This window comes from Sorangium sp. So ce367, from assembly GCF_051520455.1.
Taxonomy (GTDB): Bacteria; Myxococcota_A; Polyangia; order Polyangiales; family Polyangiaceae; genus Sorangium; species Sorangium cellulosum_B.
This window is the reverse complement of sequence record NZ_CP150334.1, coordinates 1,278,137-1,298,450: the sequence shown is the minus strand read 5'-3', so window position 1 is coordinate 1,298,450 and position 20,314 is coordinate 1,278,137. Positions and strand designations below refer to the sequence as shown.

Here is a 20,314-nt window from a genome sequence, read left to right as displayed (position 1 = left end):
CGAGCCGCCGGAGCGGCCGCAAGTCATCGAGCTGGGTCGCTTCCGCCGGCGACCCCCCGGCCGCCTCGCGGCATCCCGGCGCGCTGCCTCGGCGAGGCGCTCCACCGAGATCGTTCGGTTACGAAGGAGCGTGTTCCCACGACCGCAACGTGGTCACCGCCGTCTCACGTCCGCGATCCGAGCTGCACGAGCTCTCGGACCGGACGCGAGCTCGCGCGGCGGTATGTTCCCGCCGCCCCCGCGACGTGATGGGTTTACGGCCACGACGAAGCGCGATGAGCGCCTTTGCGTCAAACCGGCCTGCACGGATCCGAGACGCCGCTCACCGAGGGATCGGCATGGACATGAGATGGGCTGGACGATCGCGAAGCAGGCTTCAGGCGCGTCTCGCAGCTCGAGGATGGCGGCGCGTACACGACGCGACTCCGCGTGTGCGGCTGGCACCTCCCGGCGAGCGCTGATACGCTCCTCGGCGATTCGTAACAGCGAGGAGGTGCATGGCCAATGGACATGCAGTTCAACTTTCACGACGCCGAGGTCGAGGCGGATCAGCTGGACGCGATGCTCGAGAGCCTGATGCGAGACATCGGCACCGCGGGCGCGACCCCGCGGCGCGCCGTTGAAGGCCACCTCCCGAGGAACGCCAAGGGAGACGCCTTCACCGTCGGCGCGATCGCGCTCGCCGCGCTCCCCGCGGTGCTCCCCCAGGTGATTCAGCTCGTCAATGAGTGGGTCGTCCGCGCGCCGAGGCGCCGCATTCGCATCCGGGGGAAGAACGGCCTGGAGGTCGAGTTCACCTCGGACAAGCCGCTCGGGGAGAAGGAAGTGCTCGACCTCGCGCGCCGCATCAGCGCAATCAAATGACAGCCCTGGACAGAGATCCTGTGCTGGGCGGACGGGACCGCATCGCGCTCATCATCGCGAACGGAATGTATGCGGACGGCAGGTTGCGCTCGCTCCAGGCGCCCGCCCTCGACGCATCGAAGCTCGCCGACACGATGGGAAACCCGGACATCGGCGATTTTCGCGTCCAGCTCTGCGTCGATGGCAGCCAGCTCGAGGTCCGGAAGGCCATCGGCGCGCTCTTCCATCGCCGCCATCCGGAGGATCTGCTCGTCCTCTACTACTCCGGTCATGGCCTGAAGGACGACTGGGGTCACCTCCACCTCGCCACGCACGACACGGAGAAAGAGCTCTTCAGCGCGACCTCGGTCGACGCGGCGTGGATCAGCCGCCAGATCGATCAGTGCCCCGCGAAGCGCATCGTCCTGATCCTCGACTGCTGCTACAGCGGCGCGTACGAGAACTCCGCCAAGAGCGAGCAGGACAGCGTCGACATCGCCGGGACGTTCATGGGAGACGGCTCGGGTCGCGTCGTGATCTCCGCCACGACGTCGGTTCAGCTGGCGTGGCAGGCCGACCAGCCCGTGGGGGTGACCCCGCAGTCGATCTTCACGCGCCACATCGTCGAGGGCCTGTCGACCGGCACAGCCGATCTGGACCGAGACGGATACGTCGATGTCCACGAGCTCTGCGAGTACGTGCAAGCGAGCATCAAGGCCGAGGGAGGCCGGCAAACCCCGCAGATGTGGACGCAGAAGTACGAGGGGCGGCTGCGCATCGCGAAGGCCCCGCTCCGGGCCACGATCCCGGCGTCGGGCGGGAACGCCGCGATCACCTGCGAGCTCTTCGTGTGCAACGGGCCCCTCGCAGGTCGGCGGTTCGTGCTCCACCCTGGAGAGTTCACGGTAGGGCGAGAGCCCGACTGCTTCATCCGCCTGGATGATCCGAAGGTGTCGCGAAAGCACGCGACGATCGTCGTCGGAGCGGATGAGGTGCGCGTGATCGACCAGGGGAGCACGCACGGGACCAAGATCGACGATCAGCGCATCACGAGCGCCTTGCTCCCGCAAAACGGCCAGATCGTCGTCGGGGGCACCGTGCTCAGGCTGGTCCGCCTGGAGGCCGCGGGCACACGTCAGACCGCGGAGACGGTCGCGCACCCGCCAACCGGGCCGAGGAAGCGATCGGCCACCCTGTTCACTCCCTGAGCCCTGGCGCAGGGGGCGCCCGCGCTATGCTTCGGCTCGCCCGGCGCGCGGGGCCTCCCGGTGGGTGTGACCGCGCCCCAGGGTGAAGGGGCACCGCTCGCCCGCAGCCCGCGGGCGGCCTGACCGCCCTCCCGTCGATGCACAAGGACCTCCTCGATCTCCTCCTCGCCCTCGACCGCGTGCCGCAGGATCCGCGCTGGCACCCCGAGGGCGACGCGCTCTTCCATTCCCTGCAGGTCTTCGACCTGGCCCGCCGTGAGACCGCGGATCGCTCGCTCTGGGCCGCGGCCCTGCTCCACGACGTCGGCAAGGCGTTCGCCTGCGCCGACCACGCCGAGGAGGGGGCCGACGTGCTCGAGGAGCTCGTGTGCCCGCGGATCGTCTGGCTCGTGCGGCACCACCTCCACCTGCTGCGCGCGCCCGGCGCGACCCGGCGGCGCCTGCGGCGCACGAAGGCGCTCGCGGACCTCGCGCGGCTCCGCCGCTGGGACGTCGGCGGCCGCTCGCCCGAGGCGACCGTGCTCCGCCCCGAGGCCGCCGTGGAGCTCCTGCTCGACGGCGCAGACTGGACCCTCCTCTCGATCGGCGGCGAGCCCGCCCCCTCCGATGACCTGCGAAAGGAGCCGCTCGCCTGAGCGCAAGGTCCGCCGGGAGGTCCTCTGCGACGACGTCGACCGCTGGGCCGACGATCGCCGGCTCTGGGGCGGCGAGGCCGAGCCGCCCGGGCGAGCGCGGCTCTGCGCCGCGGTGCGGGACGCGGTCGAGACCGCGCTGACGGCGAAGCAGCGGGAGGTCGTCGAGGCGTATTTCTTCGACGGCCTCTCGCAGGGCGAGATCGCGCGCCGCCTCGGCGTGGCGCAGCAGGTGGTGCAGAAGCGCCTGTTCGGGGCGCCGCGGTGCGGCCGGGTGGTGGGCGGCGCGATGCTCCGGCTGCGGCAGGCCCTCGAGCCGACGGTCGCCGCGGCGCCGGCGCGGGCGGCAGAGACGCCGGCAGCGCGCGCGGCGCGGGGGGCCCGATGAGCGCCGAGCGCTTCGGCGGGCTGCGGGCCCGCATCGCCGCGGAGGCCGCGCGCCTCATGTACGAGGAAGGCGTGGACCAGTACTTCACCGCCAAGCGGATGGCCGCAAAGCGGATCCTCGGCCAGGTGGAGGGGCGGCGAGCGCGCTACCGGCCCGCGGACCTGCCCTCGAACGGCGAGATCCGTGAGGCGCTGCTCCTCTTCGCCGAGCGCGCCGAGGGGAGCCAGCGGACGCGCCGGCTCTTCGCGCTGCGCATCGTGGCGCTGGAGGCCATGCGCGCGCTCGCGCCGTTCTCGCCGCGGCTCATCGGCTCGGTCTCCACCGGCCATATCCGCCGCGGCAGCGACGTCGATCTGCACGTGTTCCCCGCCGACGAGGAGGCGCTGGAGCGGCACGTGCGGGCGCTCGGCTGGACGTTCGACCGGGAGCGCGTGACGATCCAGAAGGGCGGAGAGCTCCGGGAGTACGTCCACTACCACGTGGCGGACGTGGCGCCCCTCGAGCTCACGGTGTACGCCCCGCGCGATCTGAGGGCGCGGCCCCGCAGCAGCACCGATGGGAAGCCGATCGTGCGCCTCGGCGTCGCCGCGCTCTCGGCGCTCTGCGCCCGGGATCACCCCGTCGCGTGGGAGCGCTACCTGGAGACCGGCGAGGTGGACGGCATGGACGCGCTGCTCGAGGCGGACGAGGACGAGCCGCTCCCCGGGCCGTTCGATGGGCTGCTCGACGGCGGCGGCACCGGAGACGACGGCGACGAGCCGGCCTGCGCCGAGCCTGGCGAGGAGGACGACGCAACTCAAGACTACGAGCCGCTCCCCGGCTTCGAGGACACGGCCTGAGGCCCCGACCGCAGGCGAGGAGGGTCGGGCGCTCCTGCGCTCCCGCGACGGCACGAAGGGATACCGTCGCTCGCCGAGCGCGAGGCTCGACACCGATGGATGGATAGGACGACTCGCCGGACTCGGATCCTGCCGTCGTCGCCGGACTCCACCGCTTTCACCCGCGCTGCGAGGCCGATGAACCTCCTCGCCGGGCGGAGAGGCGAGCGTCGGACGACGCGCCGGTGTCGCCGCGTGGCGAGGCTTGACCCTCGCGACGCCCAAGTGCTCTCATGGCGCGGTGAAGCCCGAGGACCCGCCCGTTCCCAGCGCGATGGCGGCGCCTTCCGGAACGGCGGCAGCGGCGGTGATGTGGCGCGCGCGGGGGCGGCTCCACCTCACCGTGATCGCCAAGGCGACCTTCGCCTTTGTCGACGGCGCACCGATGATTCCCGTCGAGCCGCAAAAAATCATCGATGCTGACATCCACCATCACAACCACCCGGGCCGCAGCGTCCGGTTGACGAGCGATCTCGCGCCCTACCTCGCGCGCATCGACGTGTTCTTCACGGGCCACGCGCACGCGCCGCCGGGCCCGCCTGCGGCGCCCTTCTCCGTGCGCCTCGCGCTCTTCGCCGGCGAGCGCCCGATCCTCGACAAGGCGCTCTCGATCGAGCCCGGCGGCGCGGAGAAGGCGATCCCCCTCGCCTACGAGCGCGCATTCGGGGGGATCGGCATGGCCGACAACCCGTTCGGCACCGATCGCCCGGCCGTCCTGGATCCCTCGCGGCGCGACCGCCCAGCGGGCTTCGCGCCGCTCGGGAGCGTGTGGCCCTCGCGCAGGCGGCTGCTCGGGCGTACGCCCCACAAGGCGCTCGAGGGGCCCATCCTCGAGATCCCCGACGATTTCGACTGGAGCTACTTCCAGGCGGCCCCCCCCGATCAGCGCGTCGAAGCCCTGGTCGGCGACGAGTGGCTCGTGCTCGCGGGCCTCCACCCGACGCTCCCAGCGCTGCGGACGCGGCTCCCCGGGGCGCGCGCCCTCGGGCGCGTCCATGGCCTCTCCGCGTTCGGCGTCGCGGAGGGGCAGCCGCTCGATCTCGTGCTGGACACGCTGCACATCGACGGCGACCGGCAATCGTGCTCGCTGGTCTGGCGGCGCAGCTTCCCGCTCGCGGAGGAAGCAGCGCTCGCGGCGGTGCGCGTCGTCGTCGGCGTCGAGGTGCCGGGCGCCCCGCCCGCATGGCTGGCCCCTGCCGAGATCGTGATAGCCGCCCAGAGCGCCGTCGCGACGTCCGATCCGGCAGAGGTGACGCTCAACCGGTCCGATCGAGACGTCGTCAGTACGTGAGCGAGGCCGTCGCGCGACCCATTCCAAAGGCGCTGACGACGGTCGCGATCACGGTCTGAACGGCGTTCGGGATCTGGGAGCGGTCGCAAACGGTGTCCGGGGGGACTGTCGAGGTCGACGGCGCGCGCGGGCCCCGGAGCGGCGGGCGCGGCGCCGCAGCGCGGGCGCGGGGCGCGTTGCTCGGCCTCGCCGCCGCAAGTACATTCGGTGACCCATGGACGTCACGACGCTGGTGCGGGGCGACGCCATCTCGGTTGTCGACTACCGGTGCCGCTCCGGACCCGGGGACGCGCCGTTCGCCGAGCTCCACCGCGGCTTCTCCGTCTCCTACGTGCGCAAGGGCAGCTTCGGTTACCGCGTCCGGGGGGAGGCGTTCGAGCTCGTGGCCGGGTCGCTCCTGGTCGGCCACCCCGGCGACGAGTACACGTGCTCGCACGAGCACGTCGTCGGCGACGAGTGCCTGTCGTTCCAGCTCGCGCCGGCGCTCGTCGAGGCCCTCGGCGACGGCGCCGGCGCGTTCCGGGCCGGCGGCCTGCCGCCCGTGCCCGAGCTGATGGTGCTCGGCGAGCTCGCGCAGGCGGCCGCCGAGGGCAGGAGCGACCTCGGCGTCGACGAGGTGGGGGTGCTCCTCTCCGCCCGCTTCGTCGAGGTCGCCTCCGGCCGGAAGCGAAGGCCGCCGGACACCGGGGCGCGCGACCGCCGCCGCGCCGTCGAGGCGGCGCTCTGGCTGGACGAGCACGCGCACGAGCCGATCGACCTCGAGGGCGCGGCGCGGGAGGTCGGGCTCAGCCCGTTCCACTTCCTGCGGGTCTTCGGGAAAGTCGTCGGCGTGACCCCGCACCAGTACCTGGTCCGCGCCCGCCTGCGCCGCGCGGCGCGCCTCCTCGCCGACAGCGCCCGGTCGATCACCGACATCGCGCTCGACGTCGGGTTCGGCGACCTCTCCAACTTCGTCCGCACCTTCCACCGCGCGGCCGGCGTCTCGCCCCGCGGCTTCCGGAAGGCGGCGAGGGGGGATCGCAAGATCTTCCAAGATCGCCTCGCCGCGCGCTCCTAGGATGGCCGCCGGACGCGGGCGCCCCGCCTGCCCGCGAGGACCCTCATGACAGCAACGGCACACGGCTTCCTCCTGTTCGACACGGCGATCGGCCGCTGCGGCATCGCGTGGGGCGAGCGCGGCGTCGCCGCGTTGCAGCTGCCCGAGGCGCGCGAGCCCGAGACGCGGTCGCGCCTGCTCCAGCGCCTGCCGGGCGCCCAGGCGGCGGCGCCGCCGCCCGAGGTGCAGCGCGCGGTCGACGCGATCGTCGCGCTCCTGCGCGGCGAGGCGAGCGACCTGTCCGCCGTCGCGCTCGACATGGATCGGGTGCCGCCGTTCCACCGCCGCGTCTACGAGGTCGCGCGCACCATCCCGCCGGGCGCGACGCTGACCTACGGCGAGGTCGCGGCGCGCCTCGGGGCGGTCGGCTCGGCGCGCGCCGTGGGGCAGGCGCTCGGGCGGAACCCGTTCGCGATCATCGTCCCGTGCCACCGCGTGCTCGCGGCCGGCGGCAAGGCCGGCGGCTTCTCCGCGAACGGCGGCGTCACGACGAAGCTCCGCCTCCTCGCGATCGAGGGCGGCCAGACGCGCGGCGCCCCGTCGAGCGCGCCCGGCGGCGACTTCGGCTTCGATCCGGGCGCCGCCGTCGAGCACCTGCGCGCGTCCGACGCGGCGCTCGCGCGCGTCATCGACGCGGTCGGGCCGTTCGCCATGCGGATCGACAGGACGTCGAGCCTCTTCCTCGCGCTCGCGGAGTCGATCGTCTACCAGCAGCTCACCGGCAAGGCCGCCGCGACCATCTTCGCGCGCGTGCGCGCGCTCTTCCCGCGAGCGCACGAGGGCCCCACGCCCGCGCAGCTCCTGCGCGCCTCCGACGAGAAGCTCCGCGGCGCCGGCCTCTCGCAGGCGAAGCTCCTCGCGCTGCGCGACCTCGCGCGGAAGACGGAGGACGGCGAGCTCCCCACGCTCGCCGAGGTGCACGGCATGGACGACGAGGCGATCATCGAGCGCCTCACGCGGGTGCGCGGCATCGGCCGGTGGACGGTGGAGATGCTCCTCATGTTCCGCCTCGGCCGCCCGGACGTGCTGCCCGTGGACGACTACGGCATCCGAAAAGGCTTCACGCTCGCGTTCAAGCGGCCCGAGCCGCCGGCGCGCGCGGATCTCGAGAAGCGCGGCGCGCGGTGGAAGCCGTACCGCACGGTGGCGACCTGGTACCTCTGGCGCGCGGTGGATCTGGCGCGGGGCGGCTGACGCCTCGCCCCACGGCGGCGCTGGGCTTGCCCAGCGGGGCGCCTCCTCCGGCGCGGTCGCCGTCGCCCGGGCGAGCAGCCGTCGCGGCGCGGCCCTCGGTCGGGCTCGCCATTGCGGCGCGGCCCTCGGTCGGGCTCGCCGTCGCGCTGGCCGGCGTCGAGGCCCGGGGCTAAGTTCTCGCCGGCCCGAGAGCGCCGCGTGGAGCGCCGCACGACGCTGGACAAGGTTGCCGTCGCGGATGGCAACGAGAAGAGCACGGGAGGAGCACGACAGTCATGCTGAAGAACCTCGAAGGGCAGCGCGTTCCGGATGTCACGTTTCGTACGCGTGTCGACGGTCAGTGGAAGGACGTGACCACCAAGGAGGTGTTCGCCGGCAAGAAGGTGGTTGTGTTCGCGCTGCCGGGCGCCTTCACGCCGACCTGCTCGAGCAGCCACGTGCCGCGCTACAACGAGCTCGCGGAGGAGTTCAAGCGGCGCGGGGTGGACACGATCGCGTGTGTGTCCGTGAACGACGCGTTCGTGATGGATGAGTGGTGCAAGGCGCAGGAGGCGGACAAGGTCCAGTTCCTGCCCGACGGGAACGGGGAGTTCTCCGAGAAGATGGGCATGCTCGTCGACAAGGCGAACCTCGGCTTCGGCAAGCGCTCGTGGCGCTATTCGATGCTTGTCGACGACGGCGTGATCAAGAAGATGTTCATCGAGCCCGAGGTGGAGGGTGATCCCTTCGATGTGTCGGACGCGGACACGATGCTGAAGTACCTGGATCCGTCGTCGAAGGCGCCGAACGACGTGCTGCTGTTCACGAAGCCGGGCTGTGGCTACTGCACCAAGGCGAAGCGGCTCCTCGACGCGCGGAAGATCCCTTACGAGGAGGTGGCGTCCTCGCCGCGCCGCCTGCGGGCGGTGAGCGGCAAGGGCACGACCCCGCAGGTCTTCATCGACGGCAAGCACATCGGCGGCGCCGACGAGCTCGAAGCCTACCTCGCGAAGGCCTGATTCACGAAGGCGGCCTGGAGCGACAGACGGGTTGAAACCACGAGAAAGAGCAGGAATTTCACAGGGAGGCGGGGAGGCGGGGAGCGAGAGGCGGCAAGAGGGAGAAATTCATTTTCTTCCTCCCCGCCTCCCCGCCTCCCTGTGAAAATTCTCCGGGTTTCAACGTGATCGGCGCTCTGGGCGCCCCCAGCGACGGGGGTGCCTACGCGCCGCCCTCCGGGTCCGACGGATCGGCGCGGAAATGGGTCACCGCGGGCGCCGAGGCCGGCGACACCGCGGGCGCCGAGGCCGGCACCTCCACGGGGGCGACGGCCGAGCTGCGGCGCGCCGCGGCGGCGCACCTGTCGCTGTTCATGGCGAACTGCCCGATGCTGCTCCACAGCCTGTCGAACTCGGCCTGATCGAAGGTCGACCGGGACTGGAACAGGTCGTATCCGCCGTATTTCGGGTCCGCTCCGTCGCCGTCCTCCGGGGCGATGAACCGATAATGGCCCATCACGTCGGCGTGGTCGGCGTCGACAAGGAAGCTGCGCTTCGTGTCCGGATAGACCATCGATACGCAGTTGACGATCCCGTCGTTCATCTCCGGCGTGAGCGGCTCGGTCTGGGTCGGGTTCTCGAACCGTGGCACGGAGCAGGGCGGCCCGAGGGCCTCGACCACCTTCGGCTCCTTGATGTTGGCCGTGATGCCGTGAAAGATGCCGAAGGCGCCCAGGAACGGGCCGCCGGGGTCACGCTTTGCCCGGGTGACGATCGACCGGAGCGCGATGCCGCGCTCCTCGTAGTACTTGCTCAGCTCCTCCTCGAGCTCCGCCCCGAGGAGGCTGGCTTTCCTTGTCCGCTTCGCGCTCTTGATGGAGGCCGCGAGCTCGCGCGGCCAGGCGCCGATACCGCGCGCGGACAGGCCCTGCCTGGACCAGCGCTCCTCGCGCGGCGGACGGCCTGACAGCGGCAGGGGATCGAGATCCTCGAAGGCCTCGGTGTCCTCGGCGACGTGCAGCAGCCAGCGGAGCACGTTGAAGTACTCGCCGCGCGCCTCGGCCCTGGCGAGGTCGTCGCACGGCAGCGCGTGGAAGCGCTCGATCGTGTCGAGGGCGGCGCGGACGATGCCGTCCGATTGGCCGAACACCTGGAGGAGCGTCTTCGCGCGGCGGGCCGCGGAGCTCGCGTCCTTCGGGCCAGCCAGGCGGAGCCACCAGTGGAGGGCCCCGGCCAGGCCTGTGAGGAGGGGCTGCCTCCGGTGGAGGACGTGGGCGAGGTTCGTCCCGCGGTGCGGCGTCGAGAGGAACTGGATCGAGCAGATGCTCTCGAGGATGCGCTCCACCGGGACGCCGTAGACAGACCCTTTCTGCTCGGTCTCGGCCAGGAGCAGGAGCATCAGCGTCTTGATGTCCCGCCCGCCTGTCGAGTGGCCCACGAGGTGGACGCAGTCCCGCTGGCCGCGGCCCGCGCCCCCGTAGAACACCCCCTGCCTGAACCGATCCGCGAGCCAGCGGAGGAGCGCGTGCGCGCGGGTGTCCACGCTCGCCGTGGGCAGGTTCGGGAAGCAATGCACCGAGAGCGGGCCTTGATACGGCCCGGTGTCGGTGTTTCGGAGGATCTCCGTGACACCGCTGTAATAGACGATCGAGCCCAGGATATCGAAGCCCGCGAAACCCGGCACGAGCACGAGGTGGCTTCTCGGTGAACTCATGGCTTTTCCCTCCCACATGAAACGGCCGCGCGCATCACTTCTTCCGGCGATGAGCGACAGCCCGACGTTCTCTGATCGAGCGGGCGGTCGACGAACGCGCCGCGGGGGGCGCCTCTCCCAGGGCCGGGCGAGCGCCGCGGCGCGTTCATCGACCGGCCGCCCGCCGGCGGGGCCCGCGGCCCCCGCTCACTCGGCGGGATACATCTCGTCGATGGTCCCGCGGAAGCGCTGCTCGATCACGTTGCGCTTCATCTTGAGCGTCGGCGTCATCTCGCCGTCCTGCACCGAGAACTCGCGGCCGAGGACCGTGAACCGCTTGATCTGCTCGAAGCTGGCGAGCTCCGCGTTCAGGGCGTCGACGTGCACCTTCACCTGGCTCACCACCTCGACGCTCGTGATCGCGTCGCTGCCCAGGGCGCCCCGCTCCTTCAGCTCGGCGAGCTTGCCCTCGGTCAGCGTGATCAGCGCCGAGAGGTACTTGCGGCCGTCGCCCACCATGCACACCTGGCTGATGATCTCCGCCGCCTTGAGCCTCTCCTCGATCGGGAGCGGCGCGATCATCTTGCCGCCCGAGGTCTTGAGGATCTCCTTCTTGCGGCCCCGGATCTTGAGCTGTCCGCGGTCGTTCCACTCGCCGAGATCGCCCGTGTGCAGCCAGCCGTCCTCGAGAGCGGCCTCCGTCGCCGCCTTGTCCTTGTAATAACCCACGAACACGTGCCGGCCGCGGGTCAGGATCTCGCCGTCCTCGGCCAGCTTGAACTCGACGCCCGGCACGGGCTTGCCCACGGTGCCCGCGCTCTCGATGCCCGGCTCGGTCATGCAGATGACGCCTGTCGACTCGGTCTGGCCGAAGTCCTCGAGGATCTCGAGGTTCAGCGCGCGGAACCACGTCGAGATGTGCGGCGCGAGCGCCGCCGCGCCCGAGGCGAGCACCTCGGCCTTGCCCAGGCCGAGCGCCGCGCGCACCTTGCCCAGCACGAGCTTGTCGGCGAGCTTGAGCTGCAAGGCGTCGAGCGCGCTCGGCGCGCGCTGCGCGTACTTCGCCTGGGCCACGCGGGCGCCCACGGCGAGCGCCCACTCGGCCAGCTTCTTCTTGGCGCCCTTGCCGCCGCGCACCTTCGCCATCACGCCTTCCATCATCTTCTCCCAGAGCCGCGGCACGCAGAGCAGCAGCGTGGGCTGCACCTCGGGGAGCTCGATCGAGACGTTCTCGAACTTCGAGCAGAAGTTGACGGTGTAGCGCTGGGTAAGGCCCGCCCCGACGCACTGCAGCTTCTCGGCGATGTGACAGAGCGGGAGGAACGAGAACATCGTGCCGCGCGCGAACGGCAGGTTCCAGTACTTCACGACCATGTCGGCCGTGTAAGCCAGGTTGTCGTGCGAGAGCATGGCCCCCTTGGGGTTGCCCGTCGTGCCCGAGGTGTAGATCAGGAACGCGCCGGCCCTGGGGTCGATCTTCGCCAGGTAGTCGGCGAACGTCTTCGCGCCCGGCTGCCCCGCGAGCGCGCGGCCCTCGGCCAGCGCCTGCTCGTACGAGATCGCCTTGGGAGAGATCGATGTGTCACCATCGAAGACGAGGATCCAACTCACGCTGTCAGGGACGGAACACTCGCCCTTCTCCCCGGAGATCTTCTGAAAGTACTCCTTGTTTTGCACCGAGAGCAGCGTCGCCTCGGTGTGGTTCAGGATGTACTGGATGTCTTTCGCGGTGGAGTTCGGGTAGAGGCCCGCCGACTTGCCCCCGACGAGCAGCGCCGCCAGGTCGACGTGGACCCACTGCGGGCAGTTGTACGAGAGGATCGCGCCGACCTGGCTCGCGTCGAAGCCCCTGGACTCCAGGAACAGCGCGAGGTGGTGAACCCGGTCACGGTAGTCGCGCGCGGTCAGCGTCTTCCACTCGCCTTGAGATTTGAAGCGCTGGGCCGGCGCGTCAGGAGATTCGTTAGCCCACTGTTCCAGACGGTGGAGGACGGTGCTCATTGCATCTCCTGCGGCTCAAGGCCTCGAGGGTCGCGGGGTGGCCAGGATGCGGGAGCCGCCGGGGCATTGTCAATCAGCGTCGAGGAGCCCCTCGAAGCGCTGGCGGCGAGCCGCCGGTTGTCTCGTTCCTCGTTCCGCGTACCGCCCGGCCCGCTCGTCGCGGGTCACGGTTCGGCGTGGCCGCCCGGCGCCGCGGCCTGATACGATCCGATAAGGAACCTTCACCTCACGTGGCCCGTCCATGCGGCATGTCCCCGAGCGCTTTCAGATCGTCCGGCGGCTCGGGGCAGGTGGCTTCGGGATCGTGTACGAGGCGATCGATCGCGAGCGCGGGGAGCGGGTCGCCCTGAAGGCGCTCGCGCGCGTGGGCGCCTCGGCCCTCTACCGCTTCAAGCGGGAGTTCCGGGCGCTCGCGGACGTCACCCACGACAACCTCGTCCGGCTCCACGAGCTCATCGGCAGCGGGGACGAGTGGTTCTTCACCATGGAGCTCGTGCGCGGGGTCGACTGGCTCACCCACGTGCGCGGGCAGGGAGCCGCGGGCGGCGCCGCCTCGTGGCCCAGCCTGACCAGCACCGCGCCCCCGGACGAGGGGATCGATCTCGACGCCACGCTGGAGGAGCCGGTCGAGCGCCCGCCCGCGCCCTCTCCTGCCGGTGCCGCCTGCGCGGAGGCGCGCGCCGACGCCGACCTGAAGCGGGTGCGGTCCTCGCTCGTCCAGGTCGCGCGGGCGCTCCAGGCGGTCCACGCGGCGCGGCTCGTCCACCGGGACGTGAAGCCCTCCAACGTGCTCGTCACGGCCGAGGGGCGCGCCGTCGTGCTCGATTTCGGCATCGCCTCGCGCCTCTCGACCAGCGGCAGCGGGCAGAGCGCGACCGACGCCGAGCAGCTCGTCGGGACGCCGCGCTACATGGCGCCGGAGCAGGTGGGCGCGAGCGCCGCGGCGCCGAGCGCCGACTGGTACGCGCTCGGCGTGATGCTCTTCGAGGCGCTGGCAGGGAGGCCGCCCTTCACGGGCACGTCGATCGAGGTCCTCGCCGAGAAGCAGCGATCCGCGCCGCCCCGGCTCCGCGACGTCGCGCCGTGGGCGCCGGACGACCTGGCCGACCTCGTCGCCGATCTGCTGTGCGCGGCGCCGGAGCGGCGCCCCTCCGGCGCGGAGGTGGTGCGGCGGCTCGGCGCGGCGGGTGATCTCGCGGCGGCGCCCTCCGACCCGGCGGCGCCGGTCGGTCGCGGCGGCCGCGGCCCGTCGCGCGCGGCGGTGGAGACGCCGGCGACGCGGCCGCGGGAGCTCGAGGCGCTCGCCGGCGCGCTCGCGCGGGTGCGGGAGGGGCGGCCGGGGCTGGTCCTCGTCCAGGGCGCCGCCGCGGCGGACGGGGGCGCGCTCGTGCGCGCGTTCCTCGACCGCGAGGCCGGGGACGCGCTCGTGCTCGAGGGCAGGTGCCACGAGCGCGAGCAGGTGCCGTTCAGGGCGCTCGACGGCGCGATCGACGCGCTCAGCCGCCACCTCGTGCGGACCCCGCCGGGGGAGGCCGCCGCGCTCATGCCCCGCGGCGCCGCCGCGCTGGCCCGCGTCTTTCCCGTGCTCGCGCGCGTCCCGGCCGTGCGCGCGTCGCCGCCGCTCCCGGCGCCGCGGAGCGCAGCGGAAGAGGGCGAGGAGCGGCTCCGGGCGCGCGCCTCGGCCGCGCTGCGCGATCTGCTCGGGCGGATCTCCGACCGGCGCGCCGTCGTCGTGTTCATCGACGACGCCCACGGGGGTGACGCGGAGAGCGCGTCGCTGCTCGCGGAGATCATGGGCTCGCCGGACCCGGCCGCGCTCCTGCTGATCGTCGCCTACCGCCCCGAGGACGCCGGAGCGAGCCCGCTGCTCTCGGCGCTCCGGACCTCCCCGGCGATGGCCGCGGTGCACACCGTGGAGATCGACCTCACGGGAACCCCGGCGCGAAGATCGCCGCCAGGCGCCCGGGGTTCCTGACGCCCTGGCCCGCCATCCAGGCGTCCGCGGCCTGGACCAGGGAGCGGCCCTCGTCCCCGCCGAGGAGCTGGCCGCGGCGGCGGCGCGCGCAGGCGGCGAAGAGGCCCATCCCGCGCTCCTCGAACGCGGCCGCGGCCGCCGCGAGGAGCGACAGGGCCGAGGCGGCCTGGCCCCGCTGCGCCGCGATGGCGGCGCGCAGGGACATCACCATCGGAGCGACCCACGGCGCGCCCTCGCGCGACAGCCGCCGGGCGTCGCGCGCCGCGCCGCGGAGCAGGGCCCGGCCGAGCCGCGCGTCGCCGGCGCCGTCGCGCGCGGCGGCCTCCAGCGCCGCGGACGCGCGCAGGTGATGGATCAAGACGCGGTAGTACTGGAACCTCGGCAGGAACGACCAGGCGATCTTGCGCCAGCGGTCCTCGATCCTCCGCAACGCCGCGAGCGGCGCGCCGGCGTAGAGATCGATGCGCCCGAGCGCCACGGTCTCCAGGCAGTCGAGGTGGTCGAACGCGCGGCGCGGCCAGCGCGCCATGGCGCCCAGCACCTCGTCGCGCGCGGCGTCCGGCCGGTCCGCGGCGAGCGGCACGATGTACGTGAGCCCCACCCGGAAGAAGCTGGCCGCGTAGAGGTCGCCGCGCGCGTCCGCGTCCGCGCAGCGCGGCGCCGCGAGTCGGGCCAGCGCGTCGAGCTCGCCGCGGTGGTAGTGGGCCACCATCATGAACCGGCTGGTGGTGCCCAGCTCCCACGCGACGCCCGCGCACCGCGCGCGCAGGAGGTCCTCGGCCTCGCGGCAGAGCTCGAGGCCCTCGGCCCAGCGCCCGGAGAGGCTCTCGACGACGCCGAGCATGCCCTTGTTGAAGGCGATGAGGTACGGGTCGCCGACCTTCTCCGCGAGCGCCGCCCCCGTGCCGTAGAGCCGGTGCGCCTGGCGGCGCCCCACGACGTGGTCCGTGCCGAGGTGCGCGATCTCGGTCGCGATGGCGCGGGCGAGGCGGTAGGGCTCGCCCGCGCGGAGCGCGAGGAGGAGGTGCCTCGCCTGGAACTCCGCGCCCTGGAGGACATCGGCCATGGCGAGCCCGACCGAGGCCGACCAGCAGATGTCGATGCGGGTCAGCGTCTCGGCCGGCAGCTCGCGGGCGTCGCGCTCCCGGAAGCGGAAGCCACGCACGCGCAGGAGCAGGCGGAAGAACAGGAGCGAGAGCAGCACCGCCCACCGGCGCTCGGTGAGCCGCATCCCCACGGCCGCAAGGACGCCCCGGAGCGCGCGCTTGCCCTCCTCGATGTGCCCGCTCACGAGCAGCTGCTCGGCGGCGCAGCGCCGCAGATCGAGGCTCTCCCGCGGCGGCGCGCCCTCGGCCGCGGCGGCGTACGCCCGGGCCGCCTCCGCGCCGCGGCCGGCGTTGCGCAGGGCGTGCGCGAGCTTGACCCGCAGCGCGCGCGCCTCCCCCGCGCCGGCCGGCGCCGCCTCGAGCGCGGCGGCGAAGTGCTCCGCGGCGCGATCGAAGGCGAGCGCCTCGGCCGCGCGGTCGCCCGCCTGGACCGCGTAGCGGGCCGCCTCGGCGGGGCGCCCGGCGCGCCGGAAGTGCACGGCGAGCGCGTCCGCGTCGGCCCGCCCCGAGGCCTCCAGGACGGCGGCGAGCCGCAGGTGGACCTCGGCGAGCTCCGCCGCGCCGAGCTGCGCGAGGGCCGCCTCGCGGATGCGGTCGTGGAACGCCTCGATCTCCTGCTCGCCGTGCTGCCCCCGCGCGCGCACGACGTTGCCGGCCCGGAGCGCCGCGAGCGCGGCCCGCTCCTGCTCGGGGGTGAGCGCCGCGGCCTGCCGGGCGTCGCGGAGGTCGAGCGGCTTGCCCGACACGGCGATGACCTCGAGCAGGCGCCTCGCCTCGGCGGGCAGGCGCAGGAGGCGGTTCGCGAGGACCGATCCCAGCCGGACGCCGCCGTCGTCCGCGCCGCGCGCCGACTCCGGCGCGGCCTGGCCCTGCACGTCGCGCGAGAGCTCGATCACGAAGAACGGGCTCCCGGCCGCCTCCGCCGCGATCGCGTCGGCCTGCGCGGCGGCCCGAGCGCCGCCGCCGAGGAAGGCCAGCGCGAGGTCGCGCCCCTCCTCGGGGGTGAGCGCGCCGACGGCCAGGGAGCGCACGTCGCCCTCGTCCCCGTCGCTCGGGGCTGGCGGGAGCAGCCGCGCGAGGAGCTCGCTCCGCGCGGCGTCCTCGCTCCGGTAGCAGAGGAGCAGCAGGAGCGCGGGCGCGTCGGGCTCGCGGAGGACGTCGGTGAGGAGCGCGGCGCTGTCGGCGTCCCCCCACTGGAGATCGTCGATGAACAGGACGAGCGGCCGTCGATCCGCGATCCGCGCGAGGAGCTCGCGGAGCGCGGCGAACCCGCGCCGGCGGAGCTCCCGGGCGTCCGGGGGCTCGATCTCGCGCCGCGGCGCCCGGGCGATCGCGTCGACCTGCCCGAGCACCGGGAAGAGGCGCACGACCGCGTGGACGTCGCGCGGCATGAGCTCGGCGGCCTCCAGCCTGGGGAGGCGCGAGAGGTGACGGCTGAGCGCGTCGATCAGGCTGTCGACGGCCTTGTAGGGGACGGATTCGCGCTCGTAACACCGGCCCTCGAGGATCACCGCGTGATCCACGCGCCCGAGCTCGTCGAGGAAGCGCCGGACGAGCGCGGTCTTGCCCGTGCCCGACGCGCCGTGGATGTGCAGGGTGGTCGCCCGCCCTCCCCTCGCCCGCTCGAACGCCCCGCGCAGCGCGTCGATGTGCCGCTGCCGCCCGACGAACGGCGCGCCGTTCCCGGCCGGCGGCCCCGGGCGCGCCTCGGCGAGCGGCGGCGCGCCGGCGCTGCCGCGGGCGTCGCCGCGCGGCGGCAGCAGCCGCCGGAGCACCTCGGGCGCCGGGGGCCGCTCGTCGGGGGCGCGGCGCAGCAGCTCCGCGCAGAGGGCGTCGAGGTCCTCCGGGATGCCCGGCGCGAGCGCGCTCGGAGGAGGCGGCTCTTCCACCTGCTTTCGCAGGATGACGTCGAGCGCCCCTCCCTCGAAGGGCCGGCGCCCGGTGAGCGCCTCGTGGAGCATGACGCCCACCGCGTACCAGTCGCACGCGGGCGTCAGCGAGCCGGCCTTGGCCTGCTCCGGCGCCATGTACGCCGGCGTCCCCGCGATGTGGCTGCCGCTCTGGTCGATGGAGCCGCTCGAGAGCTCCGCCACGAGGCCGAAATCGAGGATGACGACGCGCCCCTCGCGCGTCACGAGCACGTTCGACGGCTTCAGGTCGCGATGGAGCTTGCCGGCCGCGTGGAGCGCGGCGAGGCCCTGGGCGAGCTGGAGGAGCGCGCTCCTCAGCGGCCCCCAGGGCGGCGGCGCAGCGGCGGCCGGGTCGCGCCCGGCGCCGCCGGCGGCCGGAGGGGGCCACGCCGCCGACAGGTCCGGTTCCGTCGCGTCCGGGTCGTCCTGGGCGAGGCTGGGCGCCGTGGGGCTGAGCGCCGAGGCGCCTCGGGCGCCTCGGGCCGATGAGCCGCGCACGGACGAGAGGAAATCGATGCCCTCGATGAGGTCCATCGTGAAAAACCACTGATCGTCCTCGGAGAACAGCTCGTGGAGCGCGACCAGGTTCGGGTGGACGACCTCGGACAGGGCGCGGAACTCGCGCTTGAACCGGTAGAGCGCGAGCGGGTCGAGGCGGTGGAGCGACTTCAATGCGACGCGCGCCCCGCGCTCGCGATCCTGCGCCTCGTAGACGGCGCCGAACGCGCCCTCGCCGAGGCGGCGGCCGATCGAGAATCGCGCATTGCTGGGGGGCGTCCGCTGCATCGAATCGCTCTGCAGTGCCCGGCCTGCGGGCGGCGAGCCTACCACGCGGCGCGCGCGATTTTGCGCCGGATTCCGCGCCGGATTCCGCGTCGACCTGGAGCCTTGCGCGCCCTGGCGCCGCAATGCGAGAGTCGGCCGCGGGAGAATGAGCGAGGCAACGGCGTCCGGCGGCCCGACCCGAACAGACGAGGCGCCGCGCGGGGCCGACGAGGGCGGCTCGTACCTGCTCGTGGTGCAGGGCAGCTCCTCGTCGGTGCTCCGCCTGCCGCGGAGCGGCGTGGTGCTCCTGGGCCGCGGGCCCCGGGCCGACGTGCGCCTCCGCAACACCTCGGCGTCGCGGGAGCACGCGAAGATCGTGCTGCTCGACGGGCGCGCGCAGCTCGTCGATCTCGGCAGCCGGAACGGCACCCTGCTGAACGGCGTCCGCGTCGACGGCGCGAGGCCGCTCGGCTCGGGCGACGTGGTGTCGATCGGCGAGGCCGTCGTGGTGATGCGGTGCCCGCGCCCCGCGAAGAGCCGGCAGGTCCTCGAGATCGCGGAGCTGCGGCGGAGGATCGAGGGGGAGATAGACAGGGCGCTGCGCCACGATCGGCCGGCGACGGTGATCGCCGTCCAGCTCGGGGCGGCCTCGGCCCGCGAGGTCGTCGCCGGCGCGCTGGAGCGGGAGCTCGCGGTGACCGACTTCGCGGGCTTCGAGGCCGACGACCGCCTCCTCGTGCTCTTGCCCGAGGCGGACGCGGCCGCTGCGGGCCACGCCGTGCAGCGGCTCGTCGACGCCGTGCACGCCGTCGCCGCGGCGCCGAAGGTCGGCGTGGCGACGGCGCCGGCGGACGGCTGCGACGCGGACACGCTGGTCGCGTCGGCCCGGGCCGCCGCGGAGGTCGCGCGCCCCGGGCACCCGGCGACCGCGGCGGAGGCGGTGACCACGCTGGAGATCGGCGGGCAGCGCACGGTGCTCGCCGACGCGGCCACGGTGCGCGTGTTCGATCTGATCCGGCGCCTCGCGGCGACGGACCTGCCGGTGCTGGTGACCGGCGAGACGGGCTCCGGAAAGGAGAGCGCGGCGCGCGCGCTGCACGAGTGGTCCCCGAGGGCGCGGCGGCCGCTCGTCACGCTCAACTGCGCCGCGATGCCCGAGAGCCTGGTCGAGAGCGAGCTCTTCGGCTACGAGCGCGGCGCGTTCTCCGGCGCGGCGGGCCCGAAGCCGGGCCTGCTGGAGCACGGGAGCGGGGGGACCGTCTTCCTCGACGAGATAGGCGATCTCTCGGCGAGCGCCCAGGCGAAGATCCTGCGCGCGATCGAGACCCGGCGGATCCTCCGGCTGGGCGACGTGCGGGAGCGCGAGGTCGACATCCGCGTCGTCGCCGCCACGCACAAGGATCTTCAGGGGGAGGTCAAGGCCGGCCGCTTCCGGCAAGATCTCTATTACCGCCTCGGCGCGGCCACGGTGATCTTGCCCCCTCTCCGGGAGCGCCCCCGGGAGATCCTCGCGCTCTCCAGGGCGTTCCTGGCCGACGCGTGTGCGCGCGCGGGGCGCGAGGAGATGGTCCTGTCGACGGAGGCGACGGAGCTCTTCACGGCCTATGCGTGGCCGGGCAACGTGCGTGAGCTGAAGAACGTCATCGATTACATCGCGGCGACGGTCAGCGCGCGCATCGTCGAGCGCGGGCACCTGCCCGCTGCGCTCGCGGCGGGGCCGCCGCGCCCCGAGGGCATCCCGCCCTCCGTGGCGCCGCCCTCCCGCGCGGCGCCCTCCGCGAGGGGTGCTGGCCGGACGTTCCGGCCGCTCGCCGAGGAGGTGAGGGAGCTCGAGCGCACGCGTATCGCCGAGGCGCTCGCCGCGGTGGGCGGGGTGCAGACGAGGGCGGCGGAGGCGCTCCACATGCCGCTGCGGACCTTCGTGCTGAAGATGAACCGTTACGGCCTGGCGAAGCGCAGGCGGTGACGCCGCCGCCGGGCGCGGCTCCGAGCGGACAAGGTGTCAGCGGGAGACGACCCGGCGCCTCCCTCGTCCGGCGCATCCTGTTCGAGCCATCTCCGGGGCACCGAGCTCGGTCGTGAGAGGGCGATCGAATAGCGCTGCTGCGGGCCGTCGGACGGGGAAGCGAACCGCCATGACGCCAAGAGACCAGGGAAGAAGGTCGGCGACGCCGAGGTGCAGATCCCCTGAAGGCGGCGCAGATCCCCGCAGTGGCCGGCGGCGAGCTCTCCAGTGCCCGCCGGCATCGTGGCGGATTCTCCGACGCCCCCGGCGTCTTCCCGCGCTCGATCCGATCGGGTAGTCTTGCCCACTGTGATCTCCTGCCTCCGGAGGAACACATCCGGCCCGATCATGG

At 73.3% G+C, this 20,314-nt stretch carries 14 protein-coding genes; 11 read left to right on the top strand and 3 right to left on the bottom strand.

Features of this window, described 5'->3' with window-relative positions; all coding sequences use genetic code 11:
- Nucleotides 1-504: 504 nt before the first annotated feature.
- The 9 genes from WME97_RS04845 to WME97_RS04805 all read left to right on the top strand — a co-directional run bounded on the left by WME97_RS04845 (nucleotide 505) and on the right by WME97_RS04805 (nucleotide 8,528).
- Entirely contained in the window at nucleotides 505-864 is a 360-nt protein-coding gene (locus tag WME97_RS04845; protein WP_437549783.1) for a hypothetical protein, read from the top strand.
- 20 nt (nucleotides 865-884) lie between these two features.
- Complete coding sequence (locus WME97_RS04840) at nucleotides 885-2,051, top strand: caspase, EACC1-associated type (RefSeq protein WP_437549782.1); 1,167 nt, start codon at nucleotides 885-887, stop codon at nucleotides 2,049-2,051.
- Nucleotides 2,052-2,188: 137 nt separating this feature from the next.
- The gene (locus WME97_RS04835) at nucleotides 2,189-2,686 is read left to right on the top strand and encodes an HD domain-containing protein (protein WP_437549781.1); all 498 of its coding nucleotides are present in this window, start codon (nucleotides 2,189-2,191) and stop codon (nucleotides 2,684-2,686) included.
- On the top strand, nucleotides 2,658-3,071 hold the full coding sequence (locus WME97_RS04830; RefSeq protein ID WP_437549780.1) for an RNA polymerase sigma factor: 414 nt from the start codon (nucleotides 2,658-2,660) through the stop codon (nucleotides 3,069-3,071). Before WME97_RS04835 ends, WME97_RS04830 begins: the two co-directional genes overlap by 29 nt.
- The gene (locus WME97_RS04825; RefSeq protein ID WP_437549779.1) at nucleotides 3,068-3,910 is read left to right on the top strand and encodes a nucleotide-binding enzyme; all 843 of its coding nucleotides are present in this window, start codon (nucleotides 3,068-3,070) and stop codon (nucleotides 3,908-3,910) included. Before WME97_RS04830 ends, WME97_RS04825 begins: the two co-directional genes overlap by 4 nt.
- 280 nt (nucleotides 3,911-4,190) lie before the next feature.
- A complete protein-coding gene (locus WME97_RS04820) occupies nucleotides 4,191-5,240 on the top strand; it encodes a DUF2169 domain-containing protein (RefSeq protein WP_437549778.1) in 1,050 nt (349 codons plus the stop codon).
- 214 nt (nucleotides 5,241-5,454) lie between these two features.
- Nucleotides 5,455-6,297, top strand: a complete 843-nt coding sequence (locus WME97_RS04815) for a helix-turn-helix transcriptional regulator (RefSeq protein WP_437549777.1) — start codon at nucleotides 5,455-5,457, stop codon at nucleotides 6,295-6,297.
- A gap of 45 nt (nucleotides 6,298-6,342) precedes the next feature.
- Entirely contained in the window at nucleotides 6,343-7,530 is a 1,188-nt protein-coding gene (locus WME97_RS04810; RefSeq protein ID WP_437549776.1) for a methylated-DNA--[protein]-cysteine S-methyltransferase, read from the top strand.
- A 275-nt stretch (nucleotides 7,531-7,805) separates the two neighbouring features.
- Nucleotides 7,806-8,528 (top strand): glutathione peroxidase, encoded by a 723-nt coding sequence (locus WME97_RS04805; protein WP_437549775.1) that lies wholly within the window; start codon nucleotides 7,806-7,808, stop codon nucleotides 8,526-8,528.
- A gap of 202 nt (nucleotides 8,529-8,730) precedes the next feature.
- Here the strand turns inward: WME97_RS04805 and WME97_RS04800 are convergent, their stop codons facing one another.
- Entirely contained in the window at nucleotides 8,731-10,221 is a 1,491-nt protein-coding gene (locus WME97_RS04800; RefSeq protein WP_437549774.1) for a hypothetical protein, read from the bottom strand.
- Between the two features lie 186 nt (nucleotides 10,222-10,407).
- Nucleotides 10,408-12,201 (bottom strand): AMP-dependent synthetase/ligase, encoded by a 1,794-nt coding sequence (locus WME97_RS04795; protein ID WP_437549773.1) that lies wholly within the window; start codon nucleotides 12,199-12,201, stop codon nucleotides 10,408-10,410.
- 241 nt (nucleotides 12,202-12,442) lie between these two features.
- Here WME97_RS04795 and WME97_RS04790 point away from each other — a divergent pair, with 241 nt between their 5' ends.
- Complete coding sequence (locus WME97_RS04790; protein WP_437549772.1) at nucleotides 12,443-14,176, top strand: protein kinase domain-containing protein; 1,734 nt, start codon at nucleotides 12,443-12,445, stop codon at nucleotides 14,174-14,176.
- Here the strand turns inward: WME97_RS04790 and WME97_RS04785 are convergent.
- Entirely contained in the window at nucleotides 14,127-17,978 is a 3,852-nt protein-coding gene (locus WME97_RS04785) for a serine/threonine-protein kinase (protein WP_437549771.1), read from the bottom strand. The genes WME97_RS04790 and WME97_RS04785 overlap by 50 nt on opposite strands.
- Nucleotides 17,979-18,123: 145 nt before the next feature.
- Here WME97_RS04785 and WME97_RS04780 point away from each other — a divergent pair, with 145 nt between their 5' ends.
- Nucleotides 18,124-19,923, top strand: a complete 1,800-nt coding sequence (locus tag WME97_RS04780) for a sigma 54-interacting transcriptional regulator (RefSeq protein WP_437549770.1) — start codon at nucleotides 18,124-18,126, stop codon at nucleotides 19,921-19,923.
- Nucleotides 19,924-20,314 lie beyond the last annotated feature (391 nt).